Source organism: Thermoanaerobacter uzonensis DSM 18761 (genome assembly GCF_900129115.1).
Taxonomy (GTDB): Bacteria; Bacillota; Thermoanaerobacteria; order Thermoanaerobacterales; family Thermoanaerobacteraceae; genus Thermoanaerobacter; species Thermoanaerobacter uzonensis.
Genome location: NZ_FQUR01000006.1, coordinates 237,448 through 256,457 on the forward strand (window position 1 = coordinate 237,448; position 19,010 = coordinate 256,457).

Here is a 19,010-nt window from a genome sequence, read left to right on the forward strand (position 1 = left end):
ATTAAGTTAGAGGTGAAATATATGGCGTATTCTGTTGAAGTCGATAGAAAGTGGCAAAGAAAATGGGAAGAAACAAAGTTATACAAGTTTAATCCTGAAAATGTGGACAAAAAACTTTACTGTTTAGAGATGTTTTCTTATCCATCAGGTGCTAAACTTCACGTAGGGCACTGGTACAATTATGGTCCTACAGATTCATGGGCAAGACTTAAAAGGATGCAGGGATATGAAGTTTTTCATCCAATGGGGTTTGATGCTTTTGGTCTTCCTGCAGAAAATTATGCAATAAAGACAGGAATACATCCTTATGATTCAACTATGGAAAATATAAGAACGATGGAAAAGCAGTTAAGAGAAATGGGGGCAACTTTTGATTGGGACTATGAAGTAATAACTTGCTTGCCGGACTATTATAAATGGACACAGTGGATTTTCCTTAAGCTTTTTGAGGCAGGCCTTGCCTATAGAAAAAAAGCTCCAGTAAACTGGTGCCCAAGCTGTCAAACTGTTCTTGCAAACGAGCAAGTTATAGATGGAAAATGTGAAAGGTGCGGTACTGAAGTTACAAAGAAAGATTTGACTCAGTGGTTTTTCAAGATAACTGCTTATGCAGAAGAACTCCTTGAAAAACTGGATGAACTTGATTGGCCTGAAAAGACAAAAATAATGCAGAGAAATTGGATTGGAAAGTCGGATGGAGCAGAGATAGAATTTAAAGTTGACGGCAAAGACCTGACATTTAAGGTGTTTACAACAAGGGCTGATACGTTATATGGAGCGACGTATGTAGTTATCGCTCCAGAACATGAGATTGTGGATTTAATTACTACAGATGAATATAAACAAGCTGTTGAGGAGTATAAAGAGTACGCGAGAAAACAAAGTGAAATTGAAAGGTTGTCTACTGAAAAAGAAAAGACAGGAGTATTTACAGGAGCATACGCGATTCATCCTCTGACGGGAGAGAAACTCCCTATTTGGATAGCAGACTACGTCCTTGCAACATATGGAACAGGATGTGTCATGGCTGTTCCTGCCCATGATGAAAGAGATTATGAATTTGCAACAAAATACAACCTTCCTATAAAAAGAGTGATAAAAGGAATTGGAGATGTGGACGACAGTCTACCCTTTGTTGAGTATGGAGTGCTTATAAACAGTGGAGAATTTACAGGTATAAAATCAGAAGAGGCAAGGATAAAGATTGTAGAGAAATTGCAACAAGAAGGTAGAGCTTCTTTTAAGGTTAATTACAGATTCAGAGACTGGCTTGTTTCAAGGCAGAGATACTGGGGGGCTCCAATACCTGTAATTCACTGTGAACGCTGTGGCATAGTCCCTGTCCCAGAAGAAGATTTGCCAGTGTTACTTCCTTATGATGTGGAATTTGCTCCAACAGGTGAGTCTCCACTTAAAAAGCATGAAGGCTTTATGAACGTTACTTGTCCAAAATGTGGAGGCAAAGCGTTAAGAGACCCCGATACTCTTGACACTTTTGTAGATTCTTCCTGGTACTTTTTGAGATATCCCGATAACAAAAACGACAAAGAGCCTTTCAATAAAGAATGGATAAATAAAATGTTGCCTGTTGACAAGTATGTAGGTGGAGCAGAGCATGCGACAATGCATCTTTTGTACGCAAGGTTTGTCACAAAAGCTTTAAGAGACTTGGGATATCTTGACTTTGATGAACCTTTTAAATCATTAGTGCATCAAGGCACAATATTGGGACCTGATGGAAGCAGAATGAGTAAATCTAAAGGAAATGTCATTTCACCTGACGAATACATTAAAGAATACGGTTCTGATGTATTCAGGCTTTACCTTATGTTTGGATTTGCTTATTCTGAAGGTGGGCCGTGGAATGATGATGGTATTAAGGCTATTGCTCGGTTTGTCAACAGAGTGGAAAGATTCATAGAGAAGTTCATTGAAATAAGAAATAATTCCAGTAAAACTAAAGATGAAATGGGAGAAGAAGAAAGAGAATTAAACTATATAAGACATTATACTATAAAAAGTGTCACAGAAGATGCGGACAAATTTCAGTTTAATACTGCAATAGCGAGGATAATGGAACTGGTAAATGCCCTTTATAAATACGAGGCAGATGTGGAAGTTAAAAATATCAAGTTTTATGAAGAAGTGGTGGCAGATTTAATAAAACTTTTAGCGCCATTTGCCCCTCATTTTTCTGAAGAAATGTGGGAAAAACTTGGGCGTGAATATTCTGTCTTTAATCAGAAATGGCCTGAGTGGGATGAAAAAGCTCTACAAAGAGATGTTGTAGAGATAGCTGTCCAGGTAAACGGCAAGCTAAGAGGAAGGATTGAAGTTCCTTCAAATGCTACTGACGAAGAAGTAGAAAAGCTCGCTCTTTCAGATAAAAATGTAAAAGCATATGTGGATGGAAAAGAGATAAAGAAGGTCATAGTCGTCAAAAACAGGCTTGTAAATATTGTTGTGAAATAAACTAAAGCAGGAGGTATGCTCCTGCTTCAGTTTGTTGACAAAGTCAAAAAATTTTAAAATAGGATATTTTGCATCGTCACTCCGATGTTCCAAAGCGACAAAACTAAACTCGACCTTCGGGTTCCGGCAGGGTACCGGGCACATTCGACATCCCTGTCTTAGTGCCCGCCTCCGCCATCCGTGGCTACGGCCCTGCCTCCACCCTCGGTCTTGTTAAGTTTTGTTGACGCTTTGTCACAAGTCGCACCGATTGCAAAATATCCTATTTTCGAAAGTTTGTCTACAGTCTGAAGCAGGAGGTATGCTCCTGCTTTTAAATAAATATTTTTAGTGATGGTGAGGGAGTAAATTATGATAGTAGATAGTGATGTTAAAAAGAGTATAAATGGAGTTAAAAGTGCACTACCTATTGTGTTAGGATATTTGCCAATAGGTTTTGCTTATGGACTAGTTGGCGTGAAAAGCGGTTTTACTATTTCACAAGTGATGGCATTGTCTCTTTTTGTATATGCGGGTTCAGCACAATTTATTGGTATAAGTTTGCTTAGTGCAGGAACAAGTATCGTTACATTGGTATCTACAATATTTATAGTGAATTTGAGACACTTTTTATATAGTACATCACTATCGCAGTATATGAAACACATATCGAGGAAACATATACCAATATTATCTTTTTTTATTACTGATGAGACATATGCTGTTGCGATTACAGATTTGCAAAGTAACTCTGAATACACTGAAGGTTATTTCTACCAACTATTTTTAACCTCCTATACAGCGTGGGTATTTTCTTCATTTTTAGGTGCTGTATCAGGAAGTTTAATAGGAGGCTCTATAAACGTAGGACTTGATTTTGCGCTTCCCGCAATGTATATTGCATTGCTACTTATGCAAATATCAGGGTATAAAAAAGTTTTTATAAGTATATTTTCGGGTTTGCTGTCTATAACTTTGATGTTTATATTACCAGGAAATACAAATGTCATTGCAGCTGCATTAATAGGTGCAGGAATGGGGGTATTGCTTGACAAATGGGTACGAAATTTATAATAAGTGTTATTGGGATGTTTTTAGTTACATATATTCCACGATTTATGCCTGTTTATGGCTTAACTAAAATAGAACTTCCTCAGGCTGTAAAGTCATTTCTTGAGTATGTGCCTGTGGCAGTTCTTTCAGCTCTTTTATTTCCAGTAATTTTTATTAAAGATGAAAAATTATTTTTAGATTTATCAAATGTATATTTACTTTCAGCAATACCGACATTTATAGCTGCATATTTTACGAGGAAGCTATTTACACCTGTTGTTGTTGGTATTGTTAGCTATGTGATTTTATCATATATTATTAAGTAGCTTGGTATGATTTCTGGATAATACATATTATTGTTAAAAAATTTGGTTGTATGATATAATATTTACGAAAGATGAGCTAGAGGTGTTTTTTATGAATGAGGCTGAGAACATTATTAATGAGATAAAAGAGAAGTTAATTGATACTATCAACCCAAAGGCTATCATTCTTTTCGGTTCCACAGCAAAGAATGATAATGATGAAAATTCTGACATTGATTTGCTGATTATATGGGATGGAGTAGAAGATTTAAATAATGTTCAACGACGTATTAAACTAAGAGAGATAATTGGATTTGTTAATAAACCATTGGATATTTTGACATATACTAGTGATGAATTAAAGCAGGTAATAAAAGATGATAGGTCTTTTACTGCAACTATAATAAAGGAAGGAAAGATTATATATGGCTAAAGAAGCTTTTCAAATAGTGAGTAGTTTGAGGGAAGAAATATTAAGAAAATTGAAATGAAACTGCTTTTTAAAATAAGCAGTTTTTTTATTTGCATTTTTGTGATATAATATACTTGCAAATGTTTGATAAACAAATAATTGTTTGGGAGTGTATTGATGTGGCATTGACACAGAGGGAAAAAGAGATATTGAGATTTATAAAGAAAAATCCAATGATTTCTCAAGAAGAATTAGCACAGCTTATGGGTATTAGCAGGTCAGCTGTTGCAGGGCACATAGCAAACCTCATGAAAAAGGGCTTTATATTAGGAAGAGGCTATGTGGTGAGGGACTTTAAAGGTATTACTGTAATTGGAGGAGCAAATATAGATATAAAAGGTAAACCCTATTCAGAGCTTAAGCAGCATACTTCAAATCCGGGACACATAAACATAGCACCTGGCGGTGTAGGAAGAAATATTGCTCACAACCTTGCACAGCTTAGCTTACCTGTTACACTTTTGAGCGTTGTGGGCAATGATGATGAAGGAAGAAGGCTTCTTGAGGAGACAAGGCAAGCAGGGGTAAATGTTGAACAGATTGTAATTTCAAATACAAGGCGTACAGGTATATATCTTGCCATTCTTAATGCAATTGGTGATATGGATGTGGCTCTTTCGGGAATGGACATTTTAGAAGAGTTAAATATACAATATCTTGAGTCCAAGATGGAAGTTATAAAAAATAGTGAGATTGTAGTTTTTGATACAAATATTCCCAAAGACAGCATCAAATATATTGTGGAGCTTTGCTACAATAATAATATTCCTGTAGTGGCAGAGCCCGTTTCCATCGACAAAGCAAAAAAATTAATAGGTGTACTTGACAAAATCGATTATGTAACTCCAAATAAAGAAGAACTTGAATCGATATCTGGAGTTAAAATAGCAAATGATGAGGATATGAAAAAAGCAGTTAAATATTTAAGACAAAAAGGTGTCAAAAATGTCATAGTAACTTTAGGAGAAAGAGGGGTATATATTTCTTCAGAAGAAGTTGAAAAATTTATAGAACCATATCAAGCCGAAATTGTTGATGCTACAGGTGCAGGAGATGCTTTGACGGCTGGCTTGGTCTATGGTATTTTTAATGGCTATACTCTGGATGTATCGGCAAAACTTGGTCTTGCTGCGGCATCTCTTACAATATCCTCACCTTATACAGTAAATCCATTTTTAAATGAAAATCAATTAAAAAATATAGTAAAGGAGATTGTAAAATGAATAAGTTTATTGATTTGTCAAAAGAAGTTAAAGAAGCAATGGAAGAAAGGAAGCCTGTTGTTGCACTTGAATCTACTATAATATCTCACGGAATGCCTTATCCTGAAAATATTGAGACGGCTAAAACTTTGGAGAATATTGTAAGAGAACATGGAGCTATACCTGCTACAATTGCCATTATAAATGGAAGAATAAAAATTGGTTTAAGCGAAGAAGAACTCGAATTTATGGGAACTTCAAAAGAAATATTAAAAGCTAGCAGAAGGGATTTACCCGTAGTTTTAGCAAAAGGACTTAGTGCAGCGACTACAGTTTCCGCAACAATGATTTGTGCAAATCTTGCAGGCATAAAAGTGTTTGTTACAGGAGGTATAGGAGGTGTCCACAGAGGAGCTGAACAGACTTTTGATATATCAGCTGATTTACAAGAACTTGCAAATACAGACGTAGCAGTTGTATGCGCAGGTGCAAAGGCAATACTTGACCTCCCACGTACTCTTGAATACCTTGAAACCTTTGGGGTTCCTGTGGTAGGGTTTAAAACTTGGGAATTTCCAGCTTTTTATACAAGGGAAAGCGGACTTAAAGTTGATTATAAAGTGGAGGACGAAATAGAGGCTGCAAAAATTATAAAGACAAAATGGGATTTAGGCCTCAAAGGTGGAATTTTAATTGCAAATCCTATTCCAGAAGAATATGCCTTGGATAAAGCTTATATAGATAAAGCAATAGAAGATGCTCTTTATGAGGCAGAAAAGCGAAATATAAAAGGTAAAGAAATAACGCCTTTTTTGTTGGATAAAATAAAAGATTTGACACAAGGTAAAAGCTTAAAAGCTAATATTGAACTTGTCAAAAATAATGCCCATGTAGGTGCTAAAATTGCCATTGAATTAAATAAATTGTATAAAGAGGCGTAATCCGCCTCTTATACCTACTTTTTGTCGTTGTCATGTACTTCATCTATTATTTCTTCTCTCATGTTCTGTATACTTGTCAGCCTATTTTTGTTTTTCTGCTTAATCCTTTCTATTTCTTCAGGAGAAAGTTCTTCTGCGTGTAATTTTAGGTAATCTTCTGCTTCTCTATAATTTTCTATAGTATCGTGTATCATCTGTTGCAATTTCTCTACATTATCTGAGCGGTCATCCGGCTTTGGAGGTTTTGTGTATTTATCATTTTCCTTTGCCATAACATCACCCCAATTTTAAAATTTCTCATATTTATTTTGTTCATAAAGAATATTTATATGTATTGTAGAAAAGCATGTTTTTAAGTGCAGAAAATTTTAAAACATGCTTTTTGTGTTTTTTGAAATTTGAAGTACATGTAAATAACTTGTATAATTGTGTTAAGTATTTGTGCGTAAAATAAAAGTTAAATATATACTTTTTTACTTGAGGTGATGTCATGGATTTTTATTCTATCACAATCATAGTAATATTTTTTTATATATTTGTAACTGGTTTTCACGACGAAGGAAATCTTGTTGCTACTATTATATTTTCAAGGTCTATAGATGCAAAAAAAGCTTTTATTCTTGCAGCTGTTGCACAATTTTTGGGTACAACAATAATAAGTACTAATGTCAGTCAAACAATGGCAAAGGATATTGTAAAATATGAGTATTTATTTAAAAGCGGTTCCACTATTAGTTTATTGATATTATCCGGTTTAATAGGTGCCATGACATGGAACTTTATCACTTGGTATTTTGGAATACCTTCTAGTTCTTCTCATGCGTTAATTGGCGGAATGTTGGGTCCTTTTGTCTTAGAATATGGTTATAACTCAATAAATGTACAAGGTATACTATTTAGAGCTATTCTTCCGTTGTTTCTGTCTCCTATAATAGGATTTGTTATGGGATATTTAGTAACGTTTTTTTTATCAGAAATATTGAAAAATCAAACACCGGAAGCGAATAACGTGCTAAAAAAACTGCAATATTTTACTCTCTTTTTTCTTAATGCAGGACAGGGGTCAAATGATGCCCAAAAAGGAATGGGTTTAATCGTTATTTTAATGATGATAAAGGGACAAACTCATAATTTTGAAGTACCTTTTAACATAAAATACATGGCAGCTTTAATGATTTCTTTAGGACTTATATTAGGAGGATTTAGGATGATCAAAAGTGTAGGAACAAGAATATACAGAATAAAGCCTTTTCATTCCTTTAATGCACAGCTTTCTTCCCTTTCAGTTGTAAGTATAGCATCAATCATTGGTGCACCAATCAGTGGGACACAGTTAATTAACTCTTCGATTTTAGGTATTGGGGCGAAAGAAAGGCCTACTGCTGTCAGATGGCAGTTTGCCAGGGGAATGATTATGGCGTGGTTCATAACAATTCCCGTTTCTTTTATAATCTCTTATTTAATTTATGGTTTGACCAAACTTTTATGAGTGAGGTGAAAAGAGTGAATGTATTTAAATGGTTATTTTCTAAAGAAATAGATTTCTATAAATTACTAGAAGAACAGTCAAAATTAACTCTTGAAGGAGTTTGCGCTCTTGAGAAATACATGACAACAGGTAATATCGAAGATGGACATGAAGTAAATAAAATAGAGAAAGAAGCTGACAGAAAAAGACAGGAGCTAATAGATGAACTTGATAAGACCTTTATTACTCCCTTTGACAGAGAAGATATTTTTCAGCTGTCAAAAGCTATTGATGACATATTAGATTATGCTGATACAACAGTTAAAGAGATGGAAATATATAATTTACAACCTACATCAGAATTGCAGGAAATTGTTACTGTTATAAAATTTAGTACTGACCTTATCCACAAATCAGTGTGCAATCTTAATAAAAATAAAAAAGAAGGTATGAAACAGGCATTAAAAGCTAAAAAATATGAAAATGAAGTGGAGAATTTATATAGAAAAAATTTAGCGAAACTGTTTGAAGAAGAAGATGTAAAATATATTTTAAAAATGAGGGAAATTTTCAGACATTTAAGCAACTGTGCAGACAAAATAGACCTTGCAGGGGATATATTAGGGCATATTTATGTAAAGATGATGTAGAAGCTGTAATTGCTTTTATAAAGGAGTCCTGCGGGTTCTTTTTATTATTTATATAGAAAAATTCCTTAAAAATCTTAATAATGATTATGTGTTTTAAAGTGTATTATTTTTTGTCTTTTATGATAAAATGTATCATAAAGGGGGCGAAGAATGTGAAAAGAATTGATAAAGTTTATACCTGTTTGAAGGAATTGTGCAATAAGCAATTGGCTGAAAGAGGAGAAGTAGTGGGAGTTTCAGCTATGGAAATTGCACATGCCCTTAATATACAAAGAACAAATGCTTCCAGCGATTTAAATACCCTTTTTAGAGAAGGAAAAGTTATAAAAGTTGAAGGTAAACCAGTTTTGTATAAGATTAAAGAACTTGATATGGTTTCTGATGAAAGCGATATGGTAGTGAAAGACGTATTTGACAGCATAATAGGAGCTAATTTAAGCCTTAAAAATGCCGTACAGCAAGCAAAAGCTGCTATAATTTACCCACCTAATGGTCTTCATACGCTTTTGCTTGGAGAAACGGGTACTGGCAAATCCATGTTTGCAGAAGTCATGTATAGTTTTGCAAAAGAAATTGGAAGAATAAAAAGAAACGCTCCTTTTGTGACTTTTAACTGTGCTGACTATGCTAATAATCCGCAACTTTTAATGTCACAACTGTTTGGAGTGAAAAAAGGAGCGTATACAGGTGCCGATAAGGATAGAATGGGCCTTGTTGAAAAAGCGGATGGTGGCATACTTTTTCTGGATGAAGTCCATAGACTTCCTCCAGAAGGACAAGAGATGCTTTTTTACCTGATTGATAAAGGGCTTTATAGGAGGCTTGGAGAATCTGAAACACAACATAAAGCAAATGTTTTAATAATATGCGCTACAACAGAGAATATTGAGTCTACTCTTCTTAGGACTTTTATAAGGCGGATACCAATGGTGATTAAATTGCCGGCTTTAGCAGATAGAACATATGAGGAAAGATTTGAACTTATTAAAAGTTTTTTTAGAGAAGAAGCAGCAATTATTAACACTGATATTATGATCACTTCAAATGCTCTAAAAGCTCTTTTGCTTTATGAGTGTCCTAATAATATAGGTCAACTGAAAAGTGATATAAAACTTTCAATTGCAAAAGCTTATCTTGGATACATGATGAAAAGAGATAAAGGAGTATGCGTGCATACTGAAGATTTACCTGAGTATGTTAGAAGAGGATTGTTTAGGTACAAAGAGTCAAAAGATGAGATTGATAAATTTATAACAGGAGATATAATAAAGTTTTCATCCGATAATGCTACTCCTGTTATCCAACAGAATAATCAGATATTCAATTTTTATGAGGCGCTAGAAGAAAAAAGGAAAGCTTTGGAGCAAAAAGGACTTAACGAAAGTGATATAAAACTCATCATGAGTATTGATATAGAAACATATTTGAAAAAGTATCTCTTAAATCTGGATAAAAATAATTTGGAGGAATTATATAAAGTAGTAGATAAAAAGATTGTCAATATAGTAGACGATTTTTTGAATTACGCTAGTAAAAGGCTCAATAGACAGTTCAGTGATAAAACCTTATACGGCCTTTCTATGCATGTAGCCAGTTCTGTTGAAAGAATACTAAGTGGCAAAGACATTGTAAATCATCAGCTGGAAAATATAAAGAAGGTGTATGAGAAAGAATTTGAAGTGGCAAATGTTTTGAGAGAAAGGGTCCAAAAAGAGTTTAACATAAAAGTACCTGATGATGAAGTGGGTTTTGTTACAATGTTTTTATGTCTTGAGGAGGAAACAAAAGAAAAAGACGAAAGAGTAGGCATTATTGTTGCAATGCATGGAGAAGCTGCTGCTACTTCCATTGCGGAGGTTTCCAACAGGCTTTTAGGTGAAAATTATGTAATTGGTTATAATATGCCACTTGATCAAAAACCAGAAGTTGCGTTAAATAATTTAACTAATATTGTAAAAAGAGTAGACAAAGGAAGAGGCGTTTTACTCCTTGTCGACATGGGGTCATTAGTGTTATTTGGTGACATGATATACGAAAAGACAGGAATACCCGTCAAAACAATTGAAATGGTTTCTACTCCTATGGTTTTAGAGGCAGCAAGAAAGGCAATCCTTAACGCATCTTTAGAGGAAGTGTATGATGCAGTTGTCAATTTTAGTCCTTATGTGGGAAAAATCTATAAAGACAGCGTTAAATTTGAAGATTCTCTTAAAAAGAATGTTATCATAACTGCTTGTATAACTGGTGAAGGGACAGCAGTTAAACTTAAATCAATACTTGAAAAAAACCTTGACTTAAAAGAGAAAGATATTCGTGTTATTCCAATTGAAATTGAAAATAAAAGAGAATTTAGAAGAAAACTACTCAACATCAAAGAAGAAAAAAATATTTTAGCTGTTGTAAGTGCTATAAATCCAGAGGATGATTCTATATTGTATATTTCTACCTCAGATGTGTTTGATAATGATAAATTATCTGTATTGAAAAATAAAATTGAAGCTCTTTCGCAAATTGAGGTAATTGATAACATGAAGGAGGTCATAAGAGAAAATATAAAGATAGATTCAGAAAAGTATATATCTTCTTTTAAAAGATTTTACGCAGCTTTAATAAGAGAAGGAGTAAATTTAAATGAAGATATTACAATAGGATTAATACTTCATCTTGCTTGTGTAATTGAGCGTATATTACAAGGGAAACAATTAATACACATTAAGGATACACAAGAATACATTAAGAATTATCCAAAAGAGTTTGATATTATAAAAAAAGTTATAAGGATTATCGAACAAGGATGTAGTGTAAAAATTTCAGACGAAGAATGTGTAAATATGATGAAAATAATCTATTCACTTTAATACACATATGTGTATTGAATACGTTTTTAAACGATACACATTGAAACGGGTTTGATAAACATCGGCATTGAAGGAGGAAAAGAAGCAATCTTGTAGAAGCGATTACTATTTGGCATGAGCTTTGCATATATATCTTACTTGAAAGCAAATAGGATGGGAGGTGAAAGAGTTAAATGAAAATTATATTGGTTTGCTCTGCAGGTATGTCTACAAGTCTTTTAGTAAAACGAATGAATGACGCTGCTATTAGACGGGGCATAAATGTAGAAATCGAGGCTTTAGCTGAAGCAGATTTAAAAAAGAGCCTGGATAATGTAGATGTTATATTGCTAGGTCCACAAGTTAGATATTTATTGAGCAAGATTAAAGAACTTGCAGAGCCAAAAGGAATCGCAGTTGACGTAATAGAAGCAACTTTATATGGAAAAGTTGATGGAGAAGGGGTACTAAATAAGGCATTAGGAATGGTAAAAAAACAATAGCTTAAAATTGAAATGGGAGGGAAGATAGTGAAAAAAGCAATGGAATTTTTGGAAAAATATTTTATCCCTGTAGCTGCTAGATTTGGTTCACAACGACATTTAGTTGCTATTAGAGATGGATTTGCAATGATAATGCCTCTTATTTTAGCCGGTGCTCTTGCTGTCTTAATCAATAATTTACCGATTCAAGCATACCAAAATTTAATGACAGGAATATTTGGTGAGTCGTGGAAAAGTTTTGGGGGAAATCTCTGGACCGGAACTTTTGCAGTAATGTCTATTATAATTGTCGTATCTATAAGTTATAATTTAGCCTTGTCTTATGGTTCAAATGGTATTGCAGCAGGTCTAGTTTCTTTTGCATCACTTCTTATGTTGTATACTCCTTCTTCAAAAGATTGGGCAATCCCCTTTGCTTTCTTAGGAGCACAAGGATTATTTGTGGCAATTATTGTAGCCTTGATTACAACAGAGATTTTTGTACGGCTATTGGGGAATCCAAAACTTGTGATAAAAATGCCTGAAGGTGTACCACCAGCTGTAGCTAAATCTTTTGCAGCGTTATTGCCATCATTAATAGTATTATCTATATGGGCATTATTTAAGTCAATTACAGTAGCTATTGGTTTGACTGATATACATGAAGCTATATTTACTGCAATTCAAAAGCCACTGATGGGTTTAGCTGATACTTTAGGCTCTGCAATTGTTGTAGCATTTATGATACATTTCTTATGGTTCTTTGGTTTACATGGAGCAAATATAATGGGACCAATTTTAAATGCAGTGTATATCCCAGCAATTAACGATAATATAGCCGCTTTCCAAGCGGGAGCCCCTATCCCACATATTGTAACAATGCCATTCTTTGATGCTTTTGTTCATATGGGAGGAGCAGGTACAACATTAGGATTAATATTAGCTATATATATAGCTTCTAAGAGGAAAGAAATGAGGAGTATGGCTAATTTGGGTATAGCTCCAGCATTATTCAATATAAATGAACCGATGATCTTTGGTATGCCTTTGGTTTTAAACCCAGTATTCTTTATACCTTTTGTGTTTACACCTGTGATTTTGACAATAATAAGTTATTTTGCTATTGCTAGTGGGCTTGTACCTAGGACTATAGCTATGATGCCTTGGACAACACCACCAGTAATTGGGGGGTTCTTAGTTACTGGTTCTATAAGAGGGGCTTTACTGGCCTTGTTTAATTTAATTGTAAGCATTATAATTTATTTGCCATTTGTATTAGTTGCAGAAAGAATCGAAAACAGGAGAGAGAAAAAGGTGGAAAAAGAAGAAGCTTTAGCTGATAAATAATATCGAAAGGTATTTAACTATAATTAAGGCATGATAAGCAGTTCAATAAATGCTTATCATGCCTTAAATAAAAATAGCAGGGGAGGTATACTGTTGAGAAAGTTAGGAGTATCAATATATATTAATAAAGATAGTACGGAAAAAATATCAGAATATTTAAATTTAGCGTCAAAATATGGATTTAAAATAGTTTTTACAACATTAATTTCTGTTGAAGAAGAAAACTTTAAGGAGTATTATAAAAAATTTATTTATTTAGTTAAGTATGCAAATAGTATTGGAATGGAAGTAATTGTTGATTTAGAGCCTAAGGTACTTAAAAGGCTTAACGTTTCTTATGATAATTTGAACGAGTTTAAAAAGATGGGGCTATATGGCATAAGGCTTGATTTAGGGTATAGTGGTATAGAAGAGTCAATCATGACTTTTAATGACATGGGATTAAAAATAGTTGTTAATATGAGCAATGGAACTAAATATATTGAAAATATATTATCTTATATGCCTAATAAAGATAATATATTAGGCTGTCACAATTTTTACCCTCACAGATATACAGGATTAAGTTATGAACATTTTGAAAAATGCTGTAGGCAATTTAAAAAATTAGGTATAACAACAGCAGCTTTTATAAGTTCAAATGATGCTACATTTGGTCCGTGGCCTATAACAGAAGGATTGTGTACTCTGGAGATGCATAGAGACCTTCCTATAGAATTACAGGCAAAACATTTATTTGCTACTGACCTTATAGATTATGTGATTATTGGCAATGCTTATGCTTCAGAGAATGAATTAAAAAAATTAAGTAACTTAAATAAACATAAGTTGGAATTTAAAGTTCATTTAGCAGAGAATATTACGGACGTTGATAAAAAAATAGTTTTAAAAGAATTCCACTTTGTAAGGGGTGATGTATCAGAATATGTTGTAAGGTCTACACAAAGCAGAATTAAATATAAGGGGCATAAATTTTTACCTTATAATACTTTTGATATAAAAAGAGGAGATATTTTGATAGATAATTATTTATATCAAAATTATGCTGGAGAGCTTCAAATTGCTTTGAAAGATATAAAAAATAGCGGGAAAACAAATGTTGTTGGAAAGATTGATGAAAGTGAGCTGTTTTTATTAGAATATCTTAAACCATGGAAAAAATTTGGTTTTGTACAAGCATAGCAATTCATACTAATACATGGTAGGAGGATTTTAGATGAATATAGAGGAAATAGTATTTCAAATTATCTTAAATGCAGGAAACGCTAAAAGTAATGCTTTTGATGCATTAAAGCATGCTAAAAAATATGATTTTAAAATGGCAGAAAAGTGTTTAAATAAGGCAGAAGATGAAATTATAAAAGCACATAAAATACAGACTAGTATGTTGCAGAAAGAAGCAGAGGGTGAAAGACAAGAAGCTACACTTCTTTTGATGCATGCAGAAGATCATTTAATGAGCGCAATTTTGGCGAAGGAATTAATTGCAGAAATGATTGAGTTGTACAAGCTTATATATCAAAATAAGGAATAAGGATACAAGTCAAATTATAATAGTTCCTCTTCTGAGTATAAGATAAATCTTTCAAGTTAGCATATCTTTTAAAACTGTTATAAAGTTATAGAAAGCTTCTTTTTTAACCATCTACGATACTCCTACAATAGCCTCCTTGTGCATAAAATAGGAAACTTAAAAAAGATTTTGTCATGCTCTGTACAACCGGTCCTTTTTCACCGGTTATTTTTTTATTTTCAATTTTGTCAAAGAAAACGAATGACAAAACTGATTTTCTTTAAATTGCATAAATGCATATAGGGGTTTACAATAATTATAGAAGAATAAATGCAAGAAGGAGGTAAAATTTATGCAAAACACTAATGCTTTCATAACTGGCGGCGGAAGTGTAAAAGCGAAGTTGCAAAGGCTTGGTGGTTTCTTGGCTGGCATGGTAATACCTAACATTGGTGCTTTCATAGCATGGGGACTTATTACTGCTTTCTTTATTCCAACAGGGTGGATTCCAAATGAACATTTGGCTAAACTTGTTGGACCTATGATAACGTATCTTTTACCAATTTTAATTGGCTATACTGGTGGTAGGCTTGTATACGATATAAGAGGTGGAGTAGTTGGTGCTATTGCAACAGCAGGTATTATAATCGGTTCATCTATACCGATGTTTCTAGGTGCTATGCTGATGGGGCCTTTGGGAGGCTATGTCATTAAAAAATTTGACGAGCTTGTAGAGGGAAAAATCCCAGCAGGTTTTGAAATGCTTGTCAACAATTTCTCAGCAGGCATTTTAGGTGGTTTATTAGCAATTTTAGCATTTCTTTTCATTGAACCAGTGGTAAATGGAATTTCAGTAGGATTAGGTGCAGCAGCTCAATGGGTTACAAACAAAGGCTTATTACCTTTAATAGCAATTTTTATAGAACCAGGGAAGATATTGTTTTTAAATAACGCTATTAACCATGGTATATTAGCTCCTCTTGGAGTAGCACAAGTTAAAGAACTTGGAAAGTCAATATTCTTCTTGCTAGAGACAGATCCAGGTCCAGGTTTGGGGGTTTTACTGGCATATTGGTTCTTTGGGAAAGGCGATGCAAAACAATCAGCTCCAGGTGCTATCATAATACACTTCTTTGGCGGAATACATGAAATATATTTCCCCTATGTTTTAATGAATCCCTCACTACTCTTAGCGGTTATAGGCGGTGGAATGGCTGCAGATGCGACATTTGTTTTGACAAAAGCGGGTTTGGTAGCTACACCTTCACCTGGTAGTATATTTGCAGAGATAGCTATGGCACCAAAAGGCGGATTACTTCCTGTACTTGCAGGTATTACAGTTGGAGCAGTTGTATCTTTCCTTATAGCATCAGTGATTGTTAAGAGAGCTAGTGAAGAGAGTATGTCTGCCGAAAGTATGACCTTTGCACGTTCAGTAGTCAGTGGACTCAAAGCGCAAAGCAAAGGACAAAAAGTTGAAGAAGTAAAGCCTAGTGTACAAAAAATAGAAGGTATGCCTAAAATGATTGTTTTTGCTTGCGATGCTGGTATGGGTTCGTCAGCGATGGGAGAAACTATTTTAAAGAAAAAATTAAAAGAAGCAGGATTGGATATTGTAGTTAAGCATTCTGCTGTAAATCAAATACCAAAAGAGGCCGATGTTGTATTTACACAGGAAAACCTTGCAGAAAGAGCTTCTCAAGTTGTGCCAAATGCTAAAATTGTAACGGTCAAAAACTTTTTAGACAATACAGTCTATGATGAATTTGTAAAGAACCTTAAAAAATAAAATAAAAATTTATGGTGAAGGGTATGGAAGATCTAACTGTAAGACAAAAATTTATATTAAAAACTTTGATAGAGAAAGGTCCTTCTAATATAGAGGACCTTTCCAAGCTTATGGATGTAAGTGGAAGAACTATTATGAGAGAAATAGCCTCTATAAACAATAATTTAAAAAAATATAAAGCTGTTATTATAGAGGACAATGGACAAATCATATTAAAAGGAGAGGAAGAAGCGTTAGATAAAATCCATGCTTCTTTAGGCGCCATTCCTCTCCAATGGCTTTTAACTCCAGAGCAAAGGCAAATATTGATGACAATACAATTGTTACTTTCAAAGGAACCCATAAAAGCTGCTTATTTTAGTTATCAATTTAATGTTGTAGAAGGAACTATAAGTCTCTATCTAGACAAAATAGAGGAATGGCTGAAAATGAGAAATTTATCTCTTATCAGAAGAAGAGGTTATGGGATTAAAGTAGAAGGAAGTGAATTAGATAAAAGAAATGCAATTGTGGAGCTGTTTTATAACTATAAACCCATAGAAGAACTTTTAGCTTTTGTCTATAATGATGAAAAAGACAAATATGTATACACATTTTTTAGTACAGTTTTTGACAATGAGTTAGTTCAATTAGTGAAAAGAATTGCACAACAAATTAAGAATGTTATACATGGTAACTTATCCGACTTAAATTACTTTGGGATGTTTGTACATTTACTTGTTTCTATTTACAGAACAAAAATAGACAAGCCAATACAGCTTAACGATGAATTTGTAAAAGACATTTTACTTTCTAATGAATTTATTTTCATGAAAGATGTAGAGAAAATATTGAAAGAAAATGAGGTATATTTGCCAGATGCTGAATTGGCATATTTGGCCCTTCATTTAAGCCCCAAAAAATACGTCTATAAACAAAATAGATTTGAAGAACTTGGTATTTCTTTACAAGATTTATCAAAAGAGGTTGTGGAAGAAGTTTCTCGACTTTTAAATATAAAGATAAATTATGACGAACAACTTATTGTAGGGCTGTCACAGCATTTTGAACCTGCTCTTTATAGATTGACAATGGGACTTCAGACTACCAATCCATTAGTAGAAGAAATTAAAAATTACTATGGTGATTTGTTTAAAGCAGTAAATAAAGCTTGCAAGTTAATTTTTTCTAAATATAATCTCATGATACCTGAAGAAGAGATTGGCTATATTACAATGCATATTGGAGCTGCAATTGAAAGACAGCAAGCTTTATCAAAAAAATTGAGTGTTTTTGTTATATGTCCGAATGGGATTGGCACGGCGAGAATATTATCAGCTAAATTAAAAGCTCTTTTTAGAGAAATTGATGCTATTGACATTGGGGCAATATGGGAGTATAAGAAAAAAGGTGATAATTATGACCTAATAATTTCTACAGTAAAGCTTGAAGATTTAAAAGATAATGTAATTGTGGTATCGCCTTTTTTGACAGAAGAAGATATTAAAAAGGTAGAAGAGTTTATAGAGAAATATGTAGTCAAGAAAGAAAAAGAATTGCCAGGAAATTTTCCGATGGTGGTGAGAAGACAAAACTTTGAAATAGCAGATGAAATACTTCGAAATTTGCAATTAAAATACGTGGAAGCAAAAACTATTGCAGATTTAATAAAATTCATAGCAAAAGATTTATATGATTTAATGCTTACTGAAGATGCAAAAGAAATAGAAGAGCTAATCTTTAAAAGGGAAGCCATGGGCAATGTTGTCATACCAAACGCCCACATTGCTTTAATTCATACAAGAAGTGACAAAATGGTAATGCCTTTTGTCGGCGTCTATAAACTAAAAACTCCATTAAAGATGAGAAGTGCTGGTTTTTCTTATGAAGAAGTAGATACTTTTCTTGTGATGTTAGCAAGGAAAACAGAAAGCAGTGAGATATTAGAGATGTTAGGTAAAATAAGTATTTCGCTTATAGAGGATAAAGCTTTTAATGAAATATTGAGGTTTGGCGATATCAAAGATATTAGAAATAGCTTAGTTAAAATACTAAATGATACACAGGAGGCTTTGGAGGATGAATAAAGAAATACTAAACGAAAATAATATTGTATTAGATGTGCCATCAGAGTCTAAAATACAAGCTATTGAAAGAGTAGGGAATTTGCTTTTTAAAAATGGCTATGTTGAAAAAGAATATATAGAAGGTATGAAGAAAAGAGAAGAAGATGTAACGACTTATATAGGTAATGGTATTGCTATTCCTCACGGTGTTTCTGAGTATGTAAAATATATAAAAAAATCTGGAATAGTTATAGCGCAATATCCTAAAGGAGTAGATTTTGGAGATGGAAATATTGCCTATATTGTCATAGGAATTGCAGGCAAGGGAGATGAACATTTAGAGATATTATCAAAAATAGCTCTTACCTGCCAGTATGAAGAAAATGTCGAGAAATTGAAAAAGGCAAGGACAAAACAAGAAATAATAGAAATACTTCAAAAAGGTGATGAATAAC

Annotated in this window: 17 protein-coding genes; 16 read left to right on the forward strand and 1 reads right to left on the reverse strand. The window is 33.4% G+C overall.

Annotated features, from left to right (window positions below):
* Positions 1-21 precede the first annotated feature (21 nt).
* The 6 genes from leuS to BUB32_RS01205 all read left to right on the forward strand — a co-directional run bounded on the left by leuS (position 22) and on the right by BUB32_RS01205 (position 6,424).
* Positions 22-2,472 (forward strand): leucine--tRNA ligase, encoded by a 2,451-nt coding sequence (gene leuS / locus BUB32_RS01180; RefSeq protein WP_072966726.1) that lies wholly within the window; start codon positions 22-24, stop codon positions 2,470-2,472.
* A gap of 351 nt (positions 2,473-2,823) precedes the next feature.
* Positions 2,824-3,525 (forward strand): AzlC family ABC transporter permease, encoded by a 702-nt coding sequence (locus BUB32_RS01185; RefSeq protein ID WP_072966728.1) that lies wholly within the window; start codon positions 2,824-2,826, stop codon positions 3,523-3,525.
* On the forward strand, positions 3,507-3,830 hold the full coding sequence (locus BUB32_RS01190) for an AzlD domain-containing protein (protein WP_003867032.1): 324 nt from the start codon (positions 3,507-3,509) through the stop codon (positions 3,828-3,830). The genes BUB32_RS01185 and BUB32_RS01190 overlap by 19 nt, the downstream gene beginning before the upstream one ends.
* 91 nt (positions 3,831-3,921) lie before the next feature.
* Positions 3,922-4,242, forward strand: coding sequence for a nucleotidyltransferase domain-containing protein (locus BUB32_RS01195; protein ID WP_072966730.1), 321 nt, complete (start codon positions 3,922-3,924; stop codon positions 4,240-4,242).
* A gap of 158 nt (positions 4,243-4,400) precedes the next feature.
* Positions 4,401-5,504, forward strand: coding sequence for a PfkB family carbohydrate kinase (locus BUB32_RS01200; protein WP_003869897.1), 1,104 nt, complete (start codon positions 4,401-4,403; stop codon positions 5,502-5,504).
* Positions 5,501-6,424 carry a pseudouridine-5'-phosphate glycosidase gene (locus tag BUB32_RS01205; protein ID WP_006569248.1) on the forward strand — a complete coding sequence of 308 codons (924 nt, stop codon included), beginning with the start codon at positions 5,501-5,503 and terminating at the stop codon, positions 6,422-6,424. Before BUB32_RS01200 ends, BUB32_RS01205 begins: the two co-directional genes overlap by 4 nt.
* 14 nt (positions 6,425-6,438) lie before the next feature.
* On the opposite strand, the gene tlp is transcribed toward BUB32_RS01205, so the two are convergent.
* Positions 6,439-6,696 (reverse strand): small acid-soluble spore protein Tlp, encoded by a 258-nt coding sequence (gene tlp / locus BUB32_RS01210; RefSeq protein WP_009051883.1) that lies wholly within the window; start codon positions 6,694-6,696, stop codon positions 6,439-6,441.
* A gap of 218 nt (positions 6,697-6,914) precedes the next feature.
* On the opposite strand from tlp, the gene BUB32_RS01215 reads away from it, so the two are divergent.
* The 10 genes from BUB32_RS01215 (at position 6,915) to BUB32_RS01260 (ending at position 19,009) form a co-directional block, all read left to right on the forward strand.
* Positions 6,915-7,913 (forward strand): inorganic phosphate transporter, encoded by a 999-nt coding sequence (locus tag BUB32_RS01215; RefSeq protein ID WP_072966732.1) that lies wholly within the window; start codon positions 6,915-6,917, stop codon positions 7,911-7,913.
* A 14-nt stretch (positions 7,914-7,927) separates the two neighbouring features.
* Positions 7,928-8,542 (forward strand): DUF47 domain-containing protein, encoded by a 615-nt coding sequence (locus BUB32_RS01220; RefSeq protein ID WP_052210510.1) that lies wholly within the window; start codon positions 7,928-7,930, stop codon positions 8,540-8,542.
* 152 nt (positions 8,543-8,694) lie between these two features.
* Entirely contained in the window at positions 8,695-11,400 is a 2,706-nt protein-coding gene (locus BUB32_RS01225) for a sigma-54-dependent transcriptional regulator (protein WP_072966736.1), read from the forward strand.
* 173 nt (positions 11,401-11,573) lie between these two features.
* Positions 11,574-11,882: a PTS sugar transporter subunit IIB gene (locus BUB32_RS01230; RefSeq protein WP_072966737.1), complete on the forward strand. Its 309-nt coding sequence runs from the start codon at positions 11,574-11,576 to the stop codon at positions 11,880-11,882.
* A gap of 27 nt (positions 11,883-11,909) precedes the next feature.
* Positions 11,910-13,208, forward strand: coding sequence for a PTS sugar transporter subunit IIC (locus BUB32_RS01235; protein WP_072966739.1), 1,299 nt, complete (start codon positions 11,910-11,912; stop codon positions 13,206-13,208).
* Between the two features lie 93 nt (positions 13,209-13,301).
* Positions 13,302-14,390 (forward strand): DUF871 domain-containing protein, encoded by a 1,089-nt coding sequence (locus tag BUB32_RS01240; protein WP_072966741.1) that lies wholly within the window; start codon positions 13,302-13,304, stop codon positions 14,388-14,390.
* A gap of 34 nt (positions 14,391-14,424) precedes the next feature.
* Complete coding sequence (locus tag BUB32_RS01245) at positions 14,425-14,742, forward strand: PTS sugar transporter subunit IIA (RefSeq protein ID WP_072966743.1); 318 nt, start codon at positions 14,425-14,427, stop codon at positions 14,740-14,742.
* Between the two features lie 331 nt (positions 14,743-15,073).
* Complete coding sequence (locus tag BUB32_RS01250) at positions 15,074-16,510, forward strand: PTS mannitol transporter subunit IIBC (RefSeq protein WP_072966745.1); 1,437 nt, start codon at positions 15,074-15,076, stop codon at positions 16,508-16,510.
* Positions 16,511-16,521: 11 nt separating this feature from the next.
* A complete protein-coding gene (locus BUB32_RS01255) occupies positions 16,522-18,576 on the forward strand; it encodes a BglG family transcription antiterminator (protein ID WP_084726970.1) in 2,055 nt (684 codons plus the stop codon).
* Positions 18,569-19,009 carry a PTS mannitol transporter subunit IIA gene (locus BUB32_RS01260; RefSeq protein ID WP_042834104.1) on the forward strand — a complete coding sequence of 147 codons (441 nt, stop codon included), beginning with the start codon at positions 18,569-18,571 and terminating at the stop codon, positions 19,007-19,009. Before BUB32_RS01255 ends, BUB32_RS01260 begins: the two co-directional genes overlap by 8 nt.
* Position 19,010: the final 1 nt, after the last annotated feature.